The sequence below is a fragment of the Bacteroidia bacterium genome, from assembly GCA_033391075.1.
GTDB lineage: Bacteria > Bacteroidota > Bacteroidia > J057 > J057 > JAWPMV01.
In genome coordinates this window covers 1,216,742-1,236,170 of record JAWPMV010000001.1, presented here as the reverse complement: position 1 = coordinate 1,236,170, position 19,429 = coordinate 1,216,742, and the positions used below count along the sequence as shown (strand labels likewise).

20 protein-coding genes are annotated in these 19,429 nt (G+C 41.5%); 9 read left to right on the top strand and 11 right to left on the bottom strand.

Features of this window, described 5'->3' with window-relative positions:
• Positions 1-3: 3 nt before the first annotated feature.
• The 4 genes from R8P61_04925 (at position 4) to R8P61_04910 (ending at position 4,251) form a co-directional block, all read left to right on the top strand.
• Positions 4-711 (top strand): response regulator, encoded by a 708-nt coding sequence (locus tag R8P61_04925; GenBank protein MDW3646376.1) that lies wholly within the window; start codon positions 4-6, stop codon positions 709-711.
• A 487-nt stretch (positions 712-1,198) separates the two neighbouring features.
• Positions 1,199-1,630: a LytTR family DNA-binding domain-containing protein gene (locus tag R8P61_04920; GenBank protein MDW3646375.1), complete on the top strand. Its 432-nt coding sequence runs from the start codon at positions 1,199-1,201 to the stop codon at positions 1,628-1,630.
• Between the two features lie 372 nt (positions 1,631-2,002).
• Complete coding sequence (locus R8P61_04915; protein ID MDW3646374.1) at positions 2,003-2,275, top strand: T9SS type A sorting domain-containing protein; 273 nt, start codon at positions 2,003-2,005, stop codon at positions 2,273-2,275.
• 410 nt (positions 2,276-2,685) lie between these two features.
• Positions 2,686-4,251, top strand: a complete 1,566-nt coding sequence (locus R8P61_04910) for a thrombospondin type 3 repeat-containing protein (GenBank protein ID MDW3646373.1) — start codon at positions 2,686-2,688, stop codon at positions 4,249-4,251.
• Positions 4,252-4,568: 317 nt separating this feature from the next.
• Here the strand turns inward: R8P61_04910 and R8P61_04905 are convergent, their stop codons facing one another.
• On the bottom strand, positions 4,569-5,324 hold the full coding sequence (locus R8P61_04905) for an alpha/beta hydrolase (GenBank protein ID MDW3646372.1): 756 nt from the start codon (positions 5,322-5,324) through the stop codon (positions 4,569-4,571).
• A gap of 362 nt (positions 5,325-5,686) precedes the next feature.
• Between R8P61_04905 and R8P61_04900 the strand changes: the two genes are divergently transcribed.
• The 4 genes from R8P61_04900 to pdeM are packed head-to-tail and all read left to right on the top strand — an operon-like array spanning position 5,687 to position 11,400.
• Positions 5,687-6,715 (top strand): ligase-associated DNA damage response exonuclease, encoded by a 1,029-nt coding sequence (locus tag R8P61_04900; protein MDW3646371.1) that lies wholly within the window; start codon positions 5,687-5,689, stop codon positions 6,713-6,715.
• Entirely contained in the window at positions 6,712-8,307 is a 1,596-nt protein-coding gene (locus R8P61_04895; protein MDW3646370.1) for an ATP-dependent DNA ligase, read from the top strand. The genes R8P61_04900 and R8P61_04895 overlap by 4 nt, the downstream gene beginning before the upstream one ends.
• Positions 8,297-10,753 (top strand): ligase-associated DNA damage response DEXH box helicase, encoded by a 2,457-nt coding sequence (locus R8P61_04890; GenBank protein MDW3646369.1) that lies wholly within the window; start codon positions 8,297-8,299, stop codon positions 10,751-10,753. Before R8P61_04895 ends, R8P61_04890 begins: the two co-directional genes overlap by 11 nt.
• Positions 10,750-11,400 (top strand): ligase-associated DNA damage response endonuclease PdeM, encoded by a 651-nt coding sequence (pdeM, locus tag R8P61_04885; GenBank protein ID MDW3646368.1) that lies wholly within the window; start codon positions 10,750-10,752, stop codon positions 11,398-11,400. Before R8P61_04890 ends, pdeM begins: the two co-directional genes overlap by 4 nt.
• Before the next feature lie 8 nt (positions 11,401-11,408).
• On the opposite strand, the gene R8P61_04880 is transcribed toward pdeM, so the two are convergent.
• The 7 genes from R8P61_04880 to R8P61_04850 all read right to left on the bottom strand — a co-directional run bounded on the left by R8P61_04880 (position 11,409) and on the right by R8P61_04850 (position 16,480).
• Complete coding sequence (locus R8P61_04880; GenBank protein MDW3646367.1) at positions 11,409-12,095, bottom strand: hypothetical protein; 687 nt, start codon at positions 12,093-12,095, stop codon at positions 11,409-11,411.
• 179 nt (positions 12,096-12,274) lie between these two features.
• Positions 12,275-12,898 (bottom strand): hypothetical protein, encoded by a 624-nt coding sequence (locus R8P61_04875; GenBank protein MDW3646366.1) that lies wholly within the window; start codon positions 12,896-12,898, stop codon positions 12,275-12,277.
• 2 nt (positions 12,899-12,900) lie between these two features.
• Positions 12,901-13,842 (bottom strand): hypothetical protein, encoded by a 942-nt coding sequence (locus R8P61_04870; protein ID MDW3646365.1) that lies wholly within the window; start codon positions 13,840-13,842, stop codon positions 12,901-12,903.
• A gap of 34 nt (positions 13,843-13,876) precedes the next feature.
• Entirely contained in the window at positions 13,877-14,350 is a 474-nt protein-coding gene (locus R8P61_04865) for a hypothetical protein (protein MDW3646364.1), read from the bottom strand.
• A 130-nt stretch (positions 14,351-14,480) separates the two neighbouring features.
• The gene (locus R8P61_04860) at positions 14,481-15,284 is read right to left on the bottom strand and encodes a hypothetical protein (protein ID MDW3646363.1); all 804 of its coding nucleotides are present in this window, start codon (positions 15,282-15,284) and stop codon (positions 14,481-14,483) included.
• Positions 15,285-15,420: 136 nt separating this feature from the next.
• Positions 15,421-15,711, bottom strand: coding sequence for a DUF1272 domain-containing protein (locus tag R8P61_04855; protein MDW3646362.1), 291 nt, complete (start codon positions 15,709-15,711; stop codon positions 15,421-15,423).
• A gap of 22 nt (positions 15,712-15,733) precedes the next feature.
• A complete protein-coding gene (locus tag R8P61_04850; protein ID MDW3646361.1) occupies positions 15,734-16,480 on the bottom strand; it encodes a hypothetical protein in 747 nt (248 codons plus the stop codon).
• A 342-nt stretch (positions 16,481-16,822) separates the two neighbouring features.
• On the opposite strand from R8P61_04850, the gene R8P61_04845 reads away from it, so the two are divergent.
• Complete coding sequence (locus tag R8P61_04845; protein MDW3646360.1) at positions 16,823-16,945, top strand: hypothetical protein; 123 nt, start codon at positions 16,823-16,825, stop codon at positions 16,943-16,945.
• A 260-nt stretch (positions 16,946-17,205) separates the two neighbouring features.
• Here the strand turns inward: R8P61_04845 and R8P61_04840 are convergent, their stop codons facing one another.
• The 3 genes from R8P61_04840 to R8P61_04830 form a co-directional block, all read right to left on the bottom strand.
• On the bottom strand, positions 17,206-18,057 hold the full coding sequence (locus R8P61_04840; protein ID MDW3646359.1) for an AraC family transcriptional regulator: 852 nt from the start codon (positions 18,055-18,057) through the stop codon (positions 17,206-17,208).
• A gap of 136 nt (positions 18,058-18,193) precedes the next feature.
• Positions 18,194-18,775: an SRPBCC family protein gene (locus tag R8P61_04835; protein MDW3646358.1), complete on the bottom strand. Its 582-nt coding sequence runs from the start codon at positions 18,773-18,775 to the stop codon at positions 18,194-18,196.
• Positions 18,776-18,877: 102 nt separating this feature from the next.
• The gene (locus tag R8P61_04830; protein MDW3646357.1) at positions 18,878-19,423 is read right to left on the bottom strand and encodes a DinB family protein; all 546 of its coding nucleotides are present in this window, start codon (positions 19,421-19,423) and stop codon (positions 18,878-18,880) included.
• Between the last annotated feature and the right edge of the window lie 6 nt (positions 19,424-19,429).

Here is a 19,429-nt window from a genome sequence, read left to right as displayed (position 1 = left end):
CCTATGTCAATCTTCAAAATCATGATCGTTGAGGATGAGATCATCATTGCAGAAACCCTCAAACTGTATTTGGAGCAGCAAGGCTATGAAGTCAGCGGGATTGCCTGCTCCTATGAAGAAGCCGTTGAACTGACAGAGAAGTCAGTTCCAGATCTATATCTATTGGATATACGATTGAATGGAAAGCGAACCGGGATCGATTTTGCACAATACATCCTGGATCATGAAATCAAAAGCCCCTTTATTTTTCTGACCTCTCAACTAGATTCGAGAAGTATCGACCGGGCCAAAAGGACCTATCCGGCAGGTTATCTGTCCAAACCTGTCCACAAAGAAAGTTTGTATACCACCATTGAGATTGCCCTTCATAATTATGGGATCAACAAATCCCATGAAGAAGGTATGCTCGAACTTTCGGATGGAAGCAGGCATTTTAGGATCAGGTACAGTGAAATCAAATACCTGCAGGCAGATCATGTATACGTAAAGGTGCAGGTCGGGGATAAAAAGCCGATTTTACAACGCTGTACCCTGCGAGACCTGATGGATCAACTCCCTACGAATCTATTTGTGCAAACCCATCGAAGTTTTGTGATCAACCTCGACCAGGTGACCCGTTGGGACAAACAACACCTCTACATAGATGAGCAGTTGATTCCCATAAGCAGATCTCGCAAAAAAGATATCTTCGAATACTTGAAAGTTTTCTAAATAATCGAATTAGCCGTAGATCAGCTCTTCTTCATTCATTTTGAGGAAGAGCTGATTTTCTTTTTTCTAAAGTGGAAATGGACGAAATCTATTTCCAAAATACTCCTTAGCCTACCATTCAGAACATATTCCCTACCATTCAGAACACTCTCCTTCAAAAATTTCATCTTTCCCTCAATCTGGACTTACTTAAGATTAGATCTATTGTTGGCCATGAAATCACGTAGAGCTGTGCCCGTTACCTGGCCGGAAAAATACAACCTCCCTGTTTAAGTTAGGGAAAAGCTAAACAGGGAAAATCCAGGTGCGGGCCGGCTTTTTTTACCAAATCCCCCTACAAATTTTTCTAAAACAGGTATTTCTACCTGCTTTGAACGAAGAAATACTCAATTCTTCAAAAGGACCCTTTATACCCTGATATTTCGATTGAAGCCTGGGCAACTTTGAGTAATGCTAAACAGCAATAACCCTAAGCTTTAATCACTACATGAACTCTTACATTCATCTCAGACGTAGCCTTGCTTTTAAAACCAACCGAAACCTAAGCCAGCATTTGGTAGGGGATATCAAAAATTCTTTTCAACAGATGCTTAAAAGCAAAGAGCAGAAGCAATACTTCGAGTTTTCAACAAAGACTAAACATATAAAGATTCCATTTTCGGATATTCTTTTTATAAAGGCTTCCCATGTCTATATAGAAATTATTTGTACGGATGGAAGGAAAGAACTCATACGCAAATCTCTGAGAAGTATGAAATCGAAAATCTTATCCGAAAATTTCCTCCAATGCCATCGCAGCTATATCGTAAATATCAATCAGGTAGATAGTTGGAATAGTAAACAATTGTATATGCAGGATTATGAGATACCTATTTCCAGATCAAAGAAAAAAGATTTGCTTAAGCGCCTTAAAAATTGATTCCCTTACCATTCAGAACAAAAGTATTTATACATTTTATAGTCCGAGAATTTAGAATTTCATTGAGGGCGATGGTAAAAGAGACAAATGTGAGCTTTGTGGAGACGATCCGATCGAAGCAGACAACATTGGTAATGGTACACCTGATTGTCAGGAATGTGGAAACGGCAGTGGTGCTACCAAAGTAAGCCTTACCCTCGTAATCGGTGAGGTATGTAGCGGAGAGGAAAAGAGAAATGTATTTCCATCAATGCCCTCGATTCATGGCTGGCTGCTCATAATGAGCCAGGAGGAAATTCCAGAGTTCAGCAGGGTTCTCCAAGAAAAGCACTTTATGCTGATGAAAATCGGGTAGCTTATGCTGCTCCTGAAATGAACCCACATACAAACCCAACTCAAGACTTGTTGATCCTGGACTTAGAAGCTCCTAAAAGCGAGAATACACAGATTTACATCTACGACTTGCAAGGCAAAATTGTAAAAATTCAGCCTATGGAAGTTTCTATCGGTAAGCAGATCATGAGATTGGATGTAAGCAACTTGCCTCAAGGTGTTTACTACCTCAAGATGCAAGTAGGTGAAATCAATTACACTAATAAGTTTATCAAGCGACAAGGTCCCTGGATATTCTTTTTCATGGATTAGGGCTAGCTATCAGTAAAATTAAGGCCCGAATGCTGGTGCATCGGGCCTTTTTCTAAAAAAAATTTATTTATTTCGATTTTCCCAAAATACCATTTTCGTAATATAACTACCTTTCAGAACAATTCCTGCCATATTTTTGGTTTTTCTACTTCCATTGATTATGTTGTTTAAACTTTAAGCAACTATTCATACAACTAATTAAGATCAAAACTAAGGGATACTGAAAATGTAAGAGAAGAAGAATATTGCTCATTGGGGATAATAGGCCATTTTACTTTTACACCTTAAATTTTCTCGACCTACAATACTCATCATACCTCCTATGATGAACTAATCTAGTATTTATCCTAAACATAGATTTAGGAGAAAAATAGGAACCGTAATGCACTCTCAACTATTATAAAATAATTATGAAAAACATCGACAAGCTTAATAAGTCTGAATGGCAGAATGCCAGGAAGGAAATCAATTTAAGTTGCTCAGAATCCCTTCAAAAAGAATGTGTAAAACAATGCTTGCTCCTAATATTTTTGTTTACATTTAATTTTGCATTTTCTCAACCATTTATCTATGAATTCAATGGAAATTTGAATGAAGAATCTGGCTTAGGTCCAGCATTGACTACCATTGGAACAGGATCAGGGAATTTTGTCAACGACCCGCTTCTTTCAAATAGTACTGTATATGAATTTTCAACTGATCACGGTCTGACCTTTGATCTTAATGCGGCAGGGGTAGATTTAAATCAGGATTATACCATAGAATTGTACTTTAGATTTGAGAACTACCAAGCTAGTTGGCGAAAAATACTTGATTATAAGAACAGATCTGCAGATGCGGGGCTGTACGATTATCTTCGTCAAATACAATTTTATCCTTTAACAGCAGCAGGCCTACAATTTGTTGAAGGCGAATATTCCTACTTAGCTGTAACAAGAGACGCTACTACCAAAGAATATATAGTATATGATAATTTAGGAAATGCTGTTTTGACATTTTCGGATAATTCCGATTTGGGAGTTCAAGATGCAAGTAATGTATTAAATTTCTTTATTGATGACTTTGTATTTTCAGGGGAAACCAGTACGGGTGCTGTCAGAAAAATAAGTATTAACGATTTCGTGTTGACGCCTGAAGAAATCGAAAATAACTCAGGAACTTTTATAATTAGCGATAGCGATGGCGATGGCGTTAATGATGATGTAGATAATTGTCCCGATACGCCAAATCCCGATCAGGCAGACCTTGATGGAGACGGACAAGGAGATGTTTGTGATCCGGATGATGACGGAGATGGCGTAAATGACGATGTAGATAATTGCCCAGTAACTGCCAATGCTGACCAGGCTGATGCCGATGGTGATGGTGTTGGAGATGCTTGTGACAACTGTCCTACCTACTCAAACTCTAGCCAACTTGATTCTGATGGTGACGGTAAAGGAGACAAATGTGATCTTTGTGAAGATGATCCAATCGAAGCTGATGACAATGGAAACGGAACACCTGATTGTCAGGAGTGTGGAAATGGAAACGGAGCAACTAAAGTAACTGTGACCCTGGTCGTAGGTGATGTTTGTACCGGACAGGAAAAAGAGAAGTGTATTTCTATCAGTGCTCTGGACGCGTGGTTGGCCGCTCAAAATCAGCCAGGTGGAAATACCCGCGGATATCAAGGTTCACCGAGAAGAGCATTATGTGCCGATGGTAATCGGGTAGCTTATGCTTCTGCTTCCATGAATCTATATCCGAATCCTGCCCAGAACAAACTGATTGTAGATTTTGAATCTTCCATATCGGAACATACGACGCTCTCTATTTATGACCTCAGAGGCAAGCTTGTAAAAGTCCAGCCTGTGGAAGTATCTCTTGGCAAACAAATTCTGAGATTGGACATCAGTTCCTTATCTGAAGGTGCTTACTATATAAAAATGCAAGTTGGAGATATCAATTTCACCAACAAGTTTATCAAGCAATAAGATCTCTAGATAAAATTATTCATAACTGAGGGTTTCCTCTCAGTAAAATTAAGGCCCGAATGCAGCTGCATTCGGGCCTTTTTTTAACATATATACCGTTCAAAATTCTGGAATAATTACCATTCAGAACATATTCCCTACCATTCAGAACAGAGTCTCCCTAATTCTTTCCTTTCATTGACAAGATGATTAACTAGGTAATAGAGATATTCATTTGACCTTGAGTCAAAACGGGAAATATTCTAGCGAATTACAATGAAGAACTGTTAATCGTCATTAGCAGAATCGTGAAAGAGCAAGGAACATTAGTTCCTTGCTTATTTTGTTTTCACTACGTCTACCTCCAGTTTATTTAAGAACTCAAGCAAATGCTCTCGAACGATTTCCTGTTGTTCGATACGATCTATTTTCGGACTATCATCCATGAACAATTTCCCCATATTTCCAAACTGAGAATGATTGCCACCTGCTATCATAATCATTTCTGAACCTTTGGGCATTAGCTCCTTATTCTGCATCACCTCCCCTACACTTGCCTGTCCATCAAGTTCCGCATAAAGCTTCACACAAGGAATTTCTATTTCCGACATATCAATATCTCTTGGATGCGAAGTCCCCAGTAAATACAAGCCCTTCATCAGGCTGGGATGTTCATAGACAAATTGCGCAGCCATTTTTGCTCCCTGAGAATGTCCTCCAAGCACATACTTCTTTTCAGGATCATTCAGATCAAAAAGATCAAGAATCTGCTTATAGCCTTTTGTTGCCATTCTCCAGGGCATGCGGATAATGTGAACACTATAGCCAGATTCAGCAAGTTTTCTTGCCAGCGGCGCATAGGAAATGGGATTTACCATACCGCCCGGATAAAAAATCACTTCTGTATCCGAAGCCTCCGTACTCAGGAAACTCAACATAGATTCCGTCTCCTGCACAAGAACTTTCTCATCGCTTTGAAACACCTTATCCTCTATATCTCTGGGCCAGAAATTTGACCACAACCAAATCATGGAAAGAAGGCCTGAACTAATCCAAATAATCCTAATTACTTTCCATATCTTTTTCCGCTTCATAATCGTTTGTGTATTTTTTCCTAAGGACTCAGATTCTAGCAAGAAGTTTGGATGCTTAAAGCCCTTTGTTTTTTTAATCTTTCTGTTTAGTAGGTTAATAAAAGTTATTTCCACCTTTTTTAATAAAGGTGGAGCCAAAAATCGCAGCGCCAGAGCAGAGGCAAGTTGTACTCAAGTATTCTACTAACTCCAACACTTAAACACACTAACACGCCAACACCTCCTCCTTGCAGCAGCTTGATTTTTGCTTCTTTTCATCTAAGGAAAAGAAGAAGTCAATATTGAACTAAAGAAAAAACATATTGTAATGAATTATGATAAAAATTCTGAAACTTGATACAGACTTTTAGGTTATTTAAACCATGGCGCTACTGGAATTTCGTACAGAAGGTATTTATTGTCCCCGGGCAGATGTCTACATCGATCCCTGGAAGCGTGTGCCCAAAGCCCTGATCACTCATGGCCATGCAGATCACAGTCGATGGGGACACAAAGCCTATCTATGTACCCATAGTGCCAAACCGGTTATACGATACAGATTGGGAGCAGAAATGCGAATTTCCTCCATCGGATTTGGTGAGCTCAAAAAGATCAATGGAGTGAGTTTTTCTTTTCACCCTGCTGGCCATATTCTGGGTTCGGCTCAAATTCGAGTGGAATACAAAGGAGAAATCTGGGTGGTTTCCGGAGACTATAAAATAGAGGATGATGGATTGGCCGAAACCTTTGAGCCGGTCAAATGCCATACCTTTATTACAGAAACTACTTTTGGTCTGCCGATTTATTCCTGGCGTCCGCAAGAGAAGATTTTCGCTGACATCAATCAATGGTGGAAAAAGAACAAAGAGGAAGGAAAAGTAAGTCTCTTGAGTGGATATTCTTTGGGAAAAGCTCAAAGGCTGTTACAAGGACTTGATCCTTCCATTGGCACCATTTATACACATGGAGCCGTAGAAAATGTAAACCAGGTCATCAGAGATCAGGGAGTAGCGCTAAACCCTACGACTTTGGTTACGGAAGAAATTCCAAAAAAAGACTTCAAAGGCAACTTAGTCATAGCTCCGCCTTCAGCCATGGGAAGTAGCTGGACCAAAAAATTCAGCCCTTTTTCAGATGCTATAGCTTCGGGTTGGATGATGATCAGAGGAGCCCGAAGAAGAAGGAGTGCTGACAGAGGTTTTGTGCTTTCGGATCATGCAGATTGGGAAGGATTGAACACAGCTATTAGAGAAACAGGAGCAGAAAGAGTATATGCTACACATGGATACAGTGCCATCTTCTCTCGTTGGCTGAATGAAAGAGGCATAGAAGCGGCCGAAGTAAAAACCCAGTTTGAGGGAGAGCTTCAGGAAATCAATGAATCTAATGCTGAGGAGGGGCAGGAATCATGAAAGACTTTGCTTTTCTCTTCCAGCAATTGGACCAAACAACTGGCACTAATGCCAAGATCAAAGCCCTGGCTGAGTACTTCCAGCAAGCTTCTGATCGGGATAAACTCTGGACCGTAGCCATACTTTCTCACCGCCGTCCACGCAGAACGGTAAAAACCACTTTACTCAGAGAATGGGCGGCAGAAAAATCCGGCATACCTCAATGGCTCTTTGAAGAAACCTATCACATCGTAGGAGATTTAGCCGAAACCATTGCTTTGCTTTTACCCGCTCCCAAAGAACAAATAGATAAAAGCCTGAGCGACTGGATCGACTTTATCAAAAGTCTGGCTAAGTTGGAAGAAGAGGAAAAGAAGGCTTTGGTCTTGGAAGCCTGGAATAGCATGGAGGCTACGGAAAGATTTGTGTTCAACAAACTAATAACCGGTGGATTTCGCATGGGAGTATCTCAGCGAAATATGACGAAAGCCCTCGCAAAATATACTGGCATAGATAATAGTTCGCTGGCACATCGATTGATGGGAAATTGGACGCCAGATACAACTACTTTTGGGGACCTCATCCTTAATGAGAATCCTCTGGATGACCTTAGCAAACCCTATCCCTTTTACCTTGCTCATGCCCTGGATGATGAACCCCAAAGTTTGGGGCAGCCAGAGGAATGGCAAGCGGAAAGAAAATGGGATGGTATACGCGCTCAGCTCATCAAAAGAGAGGGAGAGCTGTTCGTTTGGTCCCGGGGAGAAGAATTGGTGACAGATCGATTTCCTGAGTATTATGCTTTATTGGATGAATTGCCGGATGGAACGGTGATCGATGGTGAGGTACTTCCTTTTAAAGAAGGTAGTCCCCTCCCCTTTCAACTTCTGCAAACACGTATTGGAAGAAAAAAACCAGGCAAAAAGACACTAGAAAAGGCTCCGCTAATTTTGATGGCTTATGATCTGCTTGAAGAAAATGGAGTAGACATACGAGAATTACCCCTGGCAGAAAGGAGGAAGAAATTGGAGGCTATACATGCGAATTGCGATCCTGAGAGTGTGCTGCATCTTTCTCCGCTTTTGGATTTTGATGCCTGGGAAGATTTAGCTGAAATACGAGAAGATTCCCGCAAGCACTTTAGCGAGGGCATTATGCTCAAAAGGAAGTCGTCGCCTTATCAAGCCGGGCGAAAAAGAGGAGATTGGTGGAAGTGGAAGGTCGATCCTCTGACCATAGATGCAGTCATGATATATGCGCAAAGAGGTCACGGACGCAGGGCCAATCTTTATACAGATTATACTTTTGCCGTTTGGAAGGGAGAAGATCTCATTCCTTTTACCAAAGCTTATTCTGGGCTTACCGATAAAGAAATCCAAGAAGTTGATCGTTTCGTCAAAGCCAATACCCTCGAAAGATTCGGGCCAGTCAGAAGTGTAAAAGCCGAACTGGTATTTGAAATTGCCTTTGAAGGAATCAATCGTTCCACAAGACATAAATCGGGAGTGGCATTACGCTTCCCTCGCATCCATCGTTGGAGGCAGGACAAACCCAAAGAAGAAGCCAATAGCCTGGAAGATCTAAACCAACTGCTGGAGCTTTATGGCCAATGAGAAATACATAAAGAAGGGAAAAGCCTGGTTTAAGGAGAAAGGATGGAAAGCCTTTCCCTTTCAATTGCAAGCCTGGGAAGCCATGCTAGAGGGGAAACATGGCCTGGTCAATGCGCCTACCGGAAGTGGGAAAACCTATTCTCTTTTTGTACCCCTTTTGCTGGATCATCTGCGGGAAGCTGATCAAAACAAAAAGAAACCCAAAAAGGGATTGAAAGCCATTTGGATCACTCCTTTGCGAGCTTTGGCCAAAGAGATACAGATAGCCGGCCAAAGAGCTGTGGATGGCATGGGGCTGGATTGGAAGGTTGAGATACGAACGGGGGATACGTCTTCTTCTGTGAAAAGTCGTCAGTTCAGAAGTCCCCCGGAAGTTCTGATTACGACTCCCGAAAGCTTGCATGTATTACTGGCGAGGAAAAAGTATCCGGATTTTTTTAGCCAGCTCAAGACTATCGTAGTCGATGAATGGCATGAACTGATGGGCTCCAAAAGAGGGGTGCAAATGGAATTGGGCTTATCCCGATTAAAAGGATTGAATCCACAACTCAAGGTCTGGGGAATATCTGCGACCATAGGAAATATGGATCAGGCTATTGAGGCACTATTAGGAAGTAGTTTTGAAGTCGGAAAATATGAAATCATTCGTTCGGCCGACAATAAGAAGATAGAGGTAGAAACCATTTTCCCTGACGAAATCGAAACCTATCCCTGGTCCGGACATTTAGGGATTGCTTTGCTGGATAAAGTAGTTCCCCTGATCAAAAAGAGCCAAAGCACACTTATTTTCACAAATACCCGTGCCCAATGTGAAATCTGGTATCAAAAATTGCTGGAAGTCGAACCTGATCTTGCAGGAATTATGGCTATGCACCACAGTTCCATAAGCAGAGACTTGCGGGACTGGGTGGAAGAAGCTTTGCATGATGGGAGATTGAAAGCCGTAGTTTGTACATCGAGCCTGGATTTGGGCGTAGATTTTCGTCCGGTTGAAACCATTGTCCAGATCGGTAGTCCCAAAGGAGTCGCTCGTTTTATGCAGCGGGCTGGACGTAGTGGCCATCAACCGGGAGCGGTAAGTAAGATTCATTTTGTGCCGACCCATTCCTTAGAAATTATCGAAGGAGCTGCACTCCGGACTTCTGTAGAAAGAAGAACCATAGAATCTCGCATTCCCTATATTCTCTCTTTCGATGTACTCATTCAATATTTGGTTACCCTGGCTATTTCCGAAGGCTTTTATCCAGACGAAATTTATCCCGAAATCAAAGAAACTTTCGCCTACAAATACATCAGAGACGAAGAATGGATTTGGCTGCTCGATTTCATCACAACTGGAGGAAATGCCCTCTATGCCTATGATGAGTATAAAAAAGTGGAGGTAGAAGAAGGGGGAAAATTTATCGTTACGGATAAAGGCATCGCGCGCAGACATAGACTTTCTATGGGTACCATCGTAAGTGATGTTGCGATCACGGTAAAATTTGTTCGAGGAGGCAGGATCGGAACCATAGAAGAATACTTCATCTCTCAACTGAGTCCAGGCGATACTTTCTGGTTTGCGGGCAGGGCTTTGGAATTGGTGAGAGTAAGAGAAATGACGGCTCAAGTAAGGAAGAGCAAAAAGAAGACAGGCAAGGTTCCTGCATGGCTGGGAGGAAGACTTTCTTTTACTTCTGAACTCTCGGATATGTTGAGGGAAAAGATGCAAGTTTATGCCGATCAGGATTATTCCGATCCGGAAATCAATGCTTTGCGTCCCCTGCTCGACTTGCAGCATTATGAATCTCTGGTTCCTTCCGAAAATGAATTCCTCATAGAGTATTTTCAGGATCGCGAAGGCTATCATTTGCTCATGTATCCTTTCGAAGGTCGCTATGTACATGAAGGTATGAGTGCATTGATTGCCTGGAGGATTTCTCAGATCAAATCGCTCAGTTTTTCCATTGCCATGAATGACTATGGTTTTGAATTGTTGTCTGATAAAGAGATTCCCATCAATGAGGCTTTGGATGAAGGGGTTTTGAGTCTGGATAATTTGAGTAAGGATATACAGGCCAGTGTGAATTCGGTTGAAATGGCGAAAAGGCGATTCAGAGACATTGCCAGCATTTCGGGTTTGATCTTCAGGGGTTTCCCCGGAAAAGAAATGAAAAGCAAACACCTGCAATCTTCTTCTCAGCTCTTCTTTCAGGTCTTCACCGATTATGAGCCCAACAACCTTTTGCTCCGACAAGCCTACGATGAGGTGATGAATTTTCAGTTAGAAGAAAGTCGCTTACGAAAAGCCCTTGAGCGAATCAATGAACAGGAAATTCGCCTCGCCATGACCGATAGACCTACACCATTCTCCTTTCCCATCATCACCGACCGACTTCGAGAACGATTGAGCTCTGAAAAGTTGCAAGACCGGATCAGAAGAATGAAATTGAAGCTGCAAAGATGAACTCGCTACCATTTTCATTTCGGGGACAAACTTTCCAGCTACACCCACATAGGGCCATTTACTGGGAGGAAGAAAACAGCCTCTTGCTGGCAGATCTGCATTTGGGCAAAGCTCGGCATTTTCGAAGGGCAGGTTTGGCAGTTCCTATAGCTGTTTCCGAGAAAAACATTGAAATCCTCGAATCTCTTGCCTTAACATTTAATCCCGAACGTTTGCTCATCCTGGGAGACCTTTTCCATAGTAGTCGAAATTATGCCTGGGATCAGTTCAAAGACTGGCTTGCTACTCATCCGGACATGGAAGCTATCTTGATTCCTGGCAATCACGACTTTCACCAAAAAGAAGCCTATGAAGCGCTTGGACTAGAGGTGGAAGAGGAACCTTATATAGTGGGAGATTTTGCTTTAAGTCATATTCCCCTCAAAGAAGCGATAGAAGGAAAGTACAACCTGGCAGGGCATATTCATCCTGCTGTACGCCTCAGCGGAGAAGGGCGACAAAGCATGAGTTTATCCTGTTTTTATTTTGGAGAATGGCAGGGCTTGCTGCCCGCTTTCGGCAAATTTACAGGCAATGGCTATGTAGAGCTTAGCGAGGGGGATCGGGTATTTGTGTTGGCTGAGGATGAGGTGATTGAGATGGAGTGATAAGTATATCATAGCAACTCTTTAAACTCCAGCCCCGTAATTTTCTCATCTTTCATCTGGTTGTATATCCTTTCGGAAACTACTATTTCGCGAATATATGGAAGGTAAAACACCTCTTTTAGATTTATAGCCCCTTCTTGATCAAGAACCAGTTTCTTCGGTTTAATCAAACAAGATTTCTCCCGCATGATCTGTTTTGCTTCTTCTAGATTCTTAAATGACACCTCTTCAATTTCATATACTCCCATTAATGTAGAATAAAAGATAGACCTGTTTAGGTCTATCCCCTGAAAATCCGACTTCACAAAATGTAGCCAAAAGTAATCGTAAGAAACAGATTTGTATATCACTCTTGCCTCATAGAAATTATGACTTTTCATAATGGAGCCTTCAAATATCTGCCTTAGTTTATGATTTACTATCAATCCATTTGCTGAAATATTAGAAGGATTAATTGCATCTGTAAGCTTCGCATTCTTCTCTAATTCAAATAGAAGCTCCGGCTTAAAATCAGGAAATTCGCGGTTATTAAGTTTGGTCATGGAGCGAGTCCCTTTAAGCCAGTCATAGTTATAACCCGATGGAACTCCCTTGGTGGGCGGATAAAAACCTATTTCATCTAGCGTAACTGAATAAGACAAAAGATAATACTTCATTAAAGATTGATTGATAAAAGGGCAGGTCGTGTATTCCAAGATTTAGGACTATCAATCCAGAAAGGACAGTTAGCCTTAAAATTGGGTTCAATAGAAGATTGCCTTCTCTGAAAATTTTGAAAGCTAGCTGCCAAAGTTTATCCGAATTCTCTTGAACTTGCCATAGATCCCGGCTCATAGATTAAGGCCGGGATGACAGCCGTATAGTGTAATTTATTTTACAAGCCATACCTCAGTCCTATTCCTGCCGCAGCATACGGAATAGGACCATAATCATTGTGCTGGAGGATACTCAATTGAGTATTGCCGATGATGTCAATGGGATGATTTCCCTCTCGTAGTCGATATCCCAGGTCCAGACGGAACACCTGTAAATTATGTGCTTCGGGATTGGCGGGATTGGGAGATCGTACCCATTCCCCGCCTTCGTAGATGTATTGTACATCCCGCGCTTGCCAACTGGCCCGTCCAATTTTGTATCTCAGACTTATGAAGAACTTCTCGAATATTCTTTTCTCCAGACCTAAACCGACATCCCAACTCGTCCAATGATCGCTATAGAGATTGGCGTAGTATCCGACTTGCCCGGTAAAAAAGAATTTGAAACCAGGATTTTTGAAAAAGGAACGTTGGACATCCAGAGAATAGAAAGGTCTGATCCAGACATCATGCGATACTTGTAGCTGACCTATATAGAGTTCACTCAGCACGGATATGTCTTTGTGCTGGAGGTTCAGTTGGACATTCCAGCGATCCGTTTTCCTTTCTTTTTGGCTGAATAGATCATGAGTCATTCCCCCAATTAGCAGGAGAAGCAAGACAAATTTATAGCAAGTCTTCATATCTATTCCAGTACTTTTGAGTAAAAAAGAATACCCATTTCATCTTCAGAGGTTACCCCATAACTGATATCCCGATCCGTCTCATTGTTATAGTAGACTTTGGTAATCAGGCTTTCTCCTCTTTTGATTTCAAGGGGAGGATCGAAGAACTGATAGGGTGGATGCTGATAATCAAAGGAAACATAGAGCAAATCTCCGTCCCTATCTCCCCCTTTCTTAAATACTTCAAACTTATAACCCCGCTTATGCATATGGGCAAACATCTGACGAATCTGTGTATCCCTTCCAAAAGTTTTTTCATCAACTATAGTAGTGGCCTCCTGGGCTGGGAGGAATAGGTGTTCATCATTGTTGATATCATCGATTTTCAGGATCTCCTTAACACTATCTTCCGGAATGGTAATCATATTGAGGAAGACTTCCCCAAAAAGGACCTCGTCGGTTACATTGAAGTAATGGGAATTGATATCTATAGTAGCTCCTGCAGGTATCTTCATCGCAATACCCGGAGGCAAATCCAGATCAAATCTAGGTTCCTGTGCCCCACAATACATGGCCCCACTTCCCATGGTCAGGTTGAAGTTTGCTCGACCGTCTGGCAAATTCTGATCTCGCATTACCCCGATTGCCGGATGCTCCGGATCGTTTTCATTTCTATACCCATATGCGATCATGTGATGCGTACCCGGACGACACAGGACATTGAAAGTATTCACATAAATATCCTCTTCATTCCCTACGTCCATTCGGATATAAATTTCCCGTTCATACTGTGCAGGAACAGGAAAAGGAGGCACATGAATTTGATAACCCTTACCGGGCTCGGGAGGGGTCAGGCCTTCAAATGGCGGAATGTTATCGGAATCGTACTGGAAGGTCTTTTCACATGAAGAAAGTAAAGCCAGACCGAGAAGAAAGGAACAGTAGACAAATAGATTTCTCATTAATCGTGCTTTTTAGCTAGATAAAGGTACAAATTTATTCAACAAGACTACGGTCAGCCACATGCCCACTTTTTGGAGCTCCGGCGACTATCCATTGTCTGACAAAAGTGATCTGATCAGCGGTCAAACTGATTCCTCCCAGAGGCATGGCAGAACCAAATTGAAATTGACTGGAGTCGTAGGCGATTTTTTGATATAGAAAACTGCTATCCGGGGACGAAGCCATGATGTATTCCAGCATAGCATTGGCTGCATTTTGATTGGCGGGAGTTTTGCCGAAAATATTGTCATAGGTATCCTCGCCGGTCAAAGCGGGTTCTCGGGCTTCTCCATTATGACAGCCACTCAAGGCACAGGAGGTAGTGAATATTTTGCTATAGACAAGGCCAAAGCTACCGTCGGGAGGCGTGTAGTCAGAGCCTGGAGTGTCGGATTCACAGCTAAGGAAGGCAAAAATTAAAAAAACTAGGAAAAAGCTTTTTAAGAAGAAAAGTAAAGAGTGATTCATAGTAAAAGTTTTCAATTAAGCTTCGCTAAAATAGGCAAAGTTATCTCAGCAAGTCCAGAAGAAAATTTTCTCCCTTTGTTTACATATAGACCCGGAAATTCTATTTATCCCCTAAAGGAATTCTCTTTTGTCAGGGTATGGCTCCTGGCTCTTCCTTAAAAGAAACAATACGAGAATCATTCCTTGACAGAATGAAGGTATAATCATAGAAGGAAATCTTATCATAGTGGGCTGTGTAATCTGTTTCTTCACCCCAAATCCCGTTTTCAAAAAACAAGCTATAATCATCCGCCTCTCCCAGATATCGCCTAAGACAGGCCATAGATTCTCCAATAACCAGGGATTTGTTCTTGGTAAAAACTTGCATAAAAGCTTCTGATTTTGATAAATCTGGGCTGCTGGGCAATCTTTTGTATTCAATTTCTGCTATGGCATTATCTATCCGCTCAATAAATGCCTGAGAACAGGGAGCTTGTGTAAAAGGTGGCCTTGAATAATGGTAATAAAGCCGGGTATCTATCAGCTTTTCAAAGACAAAATCATAAGAAAAGTGAAGGCTGATACTGGTATCCTTATTCTGATAGATATGGTACTGGAAAACCGTATCCTCGGGCAAATCCCAATAACTTTTATTGGCTTGCCCCAAAAGCGACCTAAGACAAGAAAGAGAGATACCATTTAGGACCCCCTTTTTTATGGCTTCGGCCTTTCTTTCCAGGATCTTTTTTCTATCTCCTAATTCCCCTAGACGATCATTTTTCCAGTGTTGAACTTCCAGGCTGTCAAAGAAATCGTTGACCTGCTCGCAACGCTTCTCAGGAAATTGCTGGTAACGCAAATATTCTTCTCGGTCATAAAAGCCCATTCTCCTTATTCGCGAACAGGATATACAATATAAAACAAGTGCAATAAGTAGCCAATGTGTGTGTTTCATGTTTAATTGAATTCATCACAGCAAGTAAAGTCAAGCTTTCTCATTCCCCTTTTAAAATGAACTTGCTTGAATATAGCGGGAGGAAGTAGCCCCTTCGACATTGCTCAGGGTGACAGTTTCTTTTATTTTATGCAGCTTATCTCTCCCTGGGTGGAATTTCTCGATTTTTGGCAAGCTTCTTTTTAAAAGCCTCCATATCTATAGGCTTATAGACCTTTTTTGTACTGGGAGGATTTCTTTCTAATTGTCCTTTTGGCCGGCTAGGTCTTTTCTCAAAGCCGCCTCCACAATTGGGGCAGACATTATGAAGAATGTTATCGACGCAGTCCTTGCAGAAGGTGCATTCATAGGTGCAGATCATGGCTTCATTGCTATGATTGGGCAAGGGCTTATCGCAGTTTTCACATGAGGGTCTAAGTTCAAGCATAGAGGAATATACAAAATCAGATTTATTCCTCTTGAAGGATTTTTACTAATGACTGATCGATGGCCCCTAGATCCTCCTTGCTTTTTGTGTAAGCATCCAATCGATTGTCTCCCATTTCTTGCCTTCTGTAATCGGGCAGCTTTTCCCCGAAAAAATGAAAGACGATTGTATCAACCACTCGCTCTTTCATCGCATGAGGCACTTCATACTTCTGAATCAAAGAAGCCTCTATCCCCAAATGGACTATCTCATGAATGAGTACATAGGCAGGATCTGCATAATTCTTAAAGCCTCCCTCTGTATTTGTAAACAGTAAGATAGATGCATTCTCAGGATTATAGCTCCCTCCCGAGCCATACAAAGTCAGATGTATCTGGTAGGTCTCAAATGTCATAAATCCCCAATTCCAATTTGCCTGAGAGAGTTCGCCGACCAATGCTTCCAGGAAGGAAATTCGCGCTTTTAAATTTGCAATCCCTTTATGATAATCAGATTCGCGATACACACTATCTTCCATAAACTGATAAAGGATCGGATAGTCATCATTTCCAAATTCACCAGCTTTGGATTTCTTAATCATATCCTGTATCAGTTCCCCCTTGGGCAAATTGACTTGATAGCCATGCCCCTCAAAGAATTTTATATCTCTTATCGTCTGCCAAACCGAAGTGGTTTCCATCTGAAGATCAGGAATAGAATAGCTAAATCGCTCCTGGGCCTGGAGTTGAATAAGAGACAGGAATAAACCTAAAAGGAAAATAATTCTCATCAGTTTGAGTCTAATGGAGTGAAGGATTATGAATGCTTATTACCAGTCAGGGCCTGAAAACCCGCAAAATTTCAAAGTAATTTCTGATCAGGATTTATAGTGAAGCGACCGATGGAGCAAAAGCAATAAGAGAGAAAACACGAGCCCTTTCAAGGGTAGGAAAAGGAACATTTCAAAACTAATTGGAATCGCAGAGGGAAGATAATCCTGATACGATGAAATTAGAAATATAAGGAGCCATTCTATAGAGACCAGGAAAAGAAGCCCGGAAAAAAAGCGAAAAATCCGGTTTTCCCGAATGGGTTTATACAGTAGTAAGACAGAAATAAAAAGATAAATCAATTGCCCGATCACAAACCAGCTAATGGAAAATCCGGAACTGCTTTCTCCCAGGTAGAGGTTCATCGCTCCGCCCTCTATCAATGGGAGGAGTACGAAATAGGTGATACCGGCGAAGAAAAGTAAGAAAGCGGCTGATCGGTCGAGCTCTTTGATTGAAAAGGAACCCAATGGTTTATCATTTTTCTTTAAAAAGATAAAAAGTAAGCTCCATAGTCCAAAGCCAAAAAAGACGGAATCAAGAATAAATTTAATCATGGATGCTGTGTTTCATGGAACACAAAAATACAAAATCCTAGACAAAAGCGTAGGCCCGACAAAGCCGGGCCTGCTTCATTGATCATGGAACCTACTCAAAGGATCAATGTCGGATATGGAATCAATCTTTAGTCATGTGCATGCAACTTTCGATAATCAGAAGGAGAAAGTTCATAAAAAGTCGAAAAGCTTCGGGAGAAATATCCCAGATCATTGAAGCCGCAGTCATAGGCGATTTCTGAGATTCGCTGATTGCTATGCGTTAACAATTTTTGGGCTTTCTGAAGCCTTTGACATCGGATATATCTATTGGGGCTGGTCCCAAAGACTTGTTTGAACTTTCGCTTGAAAGTAGACAGACTATAACCTGCGATCATTGCCAGGTCCTGAGAATTCAGATCATCGTAGAGGTGACTTTGAATTATTTCCTTGAACGAATGCTGGTTTTCATTAAATAGGTCAGAAAGTATATCCTGGATTCCGGCAGAATAAGGACTATTGGCCAACATGAAAATAATCTCTTTAAGCTTTAATTTTATCCAGGCTTCTGAAAGCAAATCAGTTTGATCGAAACAGTATAGTAAGCTTTGAATATAGTTTTTGATCATTTCATCGCTTCTGAGTTTGAGTGCCTGTGAGGAATTTTCATTTCCTTTTCTCTGAAGAAAGGAAGGAAGTTCTTCTTCAAATACTATTTCAAGAATATCCGGATAAAAATGCACCAATACTGCTTCATTGATTTCTCCCTCCTCATTCGCAAACCAATCATTGAGGTATCTCCCGCATTTCATCAGTAAACTATCCCGCGACTGTACATTTATATGCTCGCCAGGTAAATAGAGCCGCGAACTCCCCTGCAGCACATGCATAAAGCAGGCTTCCTCTTTCATGCTCGAATTGCTTTTTACAGGAGGCTGAAATACCAGGCGCTCAAAAACAATTTTTCCGGCAAGTTCGATATGTTGGTGGCTAATGATCAAAATTTTTTCTTGAAGTAGAAATGGCAGCCTGGCTGAAGAGTCATTTAAAAGAAGGTATACAATCCAGGTCCTCAGCAGGCGCCATAAACTCACATAGGTTTCACACAATTTTCAATTGGTTCAATTGCTTTCGAGCCTAATCAGTATATTGTTCTTTAATGCCTTTGAAATTGTCTTTGGTTACCTTTTCTCCTGTCTTCACATGATGCTCTACAGCTAAAGCATAATCCTCAATAGTAGCCATAAATTTCCCTTTGGCTATAGTTCCCATAAATGCAGGTTTTGTCCGAAAGTTCATCTTGATTTCAAGGCGGCTTTTATTATCGCCCAAGGGTAGCACTTTGTAAATAGCATAGGAATAATCCGGATCCATGTAAAGCCCCTCTGCAGCAAAAACCTGAGCCTTGAAGCGATAGTTTTCGGCATCGTATTCTATCTGCTTCTCGTGGGTAAATTTGGTCCCCTTTTCATTAAAATTGCAGACACGCTCTGCTCCTTCTCCTCCCTTCAAAGAGCCATTGATATAACTGGAACTGACGATCTTGGGATGAGAATTTGCTACTGCGCCATAATCTTCCCCGACTACTGCCCAAACAGCTGAGGCTTCCGCAGGAATATCCCGACTTACGGTAAAACTTTGGGCTTTTTTCTGAGCCATAGCCTGTAAGCCTGCTATCATCAGGAGGAGGACGAATCCGTTCTTAAGTATTGACTTCATTGTATTGTTTTTTATTGGTTTATCTGAACAATACAAAGATCAGCAGAAGGGCATTTTATCCTTGGGAGGAAAAGGCCAAAGATTGGGAGAATAAGCTCAGACTTACCATCCGATATAAGAAGGAGCCTTGATTCCTTTCAAGCGGAGGTACACAATCATTTGACCTCGATGGTGTGCCAGGTGATTATCCATCAAATTGAGCATACGGAGCTTAGTCGAGCTGCCGTACCACATAGACGCTTCCTCACCCAGCTCAGCAGCCGGATAGTTTTTCAGATTCTGGATAAGGGCATCGAAGATTTCTGTATAGGAAGCGATCATAGATGCTTTGGATTTGTTTTTCACAGCTGGCAATGAGGGAAGCCCACTTTTCTTTAGCTGAAAATTGAAACCCGTAGCGATATGGGATGCCTGTTCTCTAAAGCTTTTCATTCCTTTAGCTGGTGAAAAGTCATAAAATTCCTCAGGCATAGCTGTCAATACTTCTATGGAATATTGCTTATTGTTTTCCCACTTTTTGATGAGGTCTTCAATCAGCCATTGATTTTCTGCAGGATGTGTCATAGGAGTTTTTTCTTCCTGCTTTTGCGAATGCAGTTGAGTGCAGGATTGAGTCAGGAGGATACTTATAATTATAAGGTATTTCATTTTTTG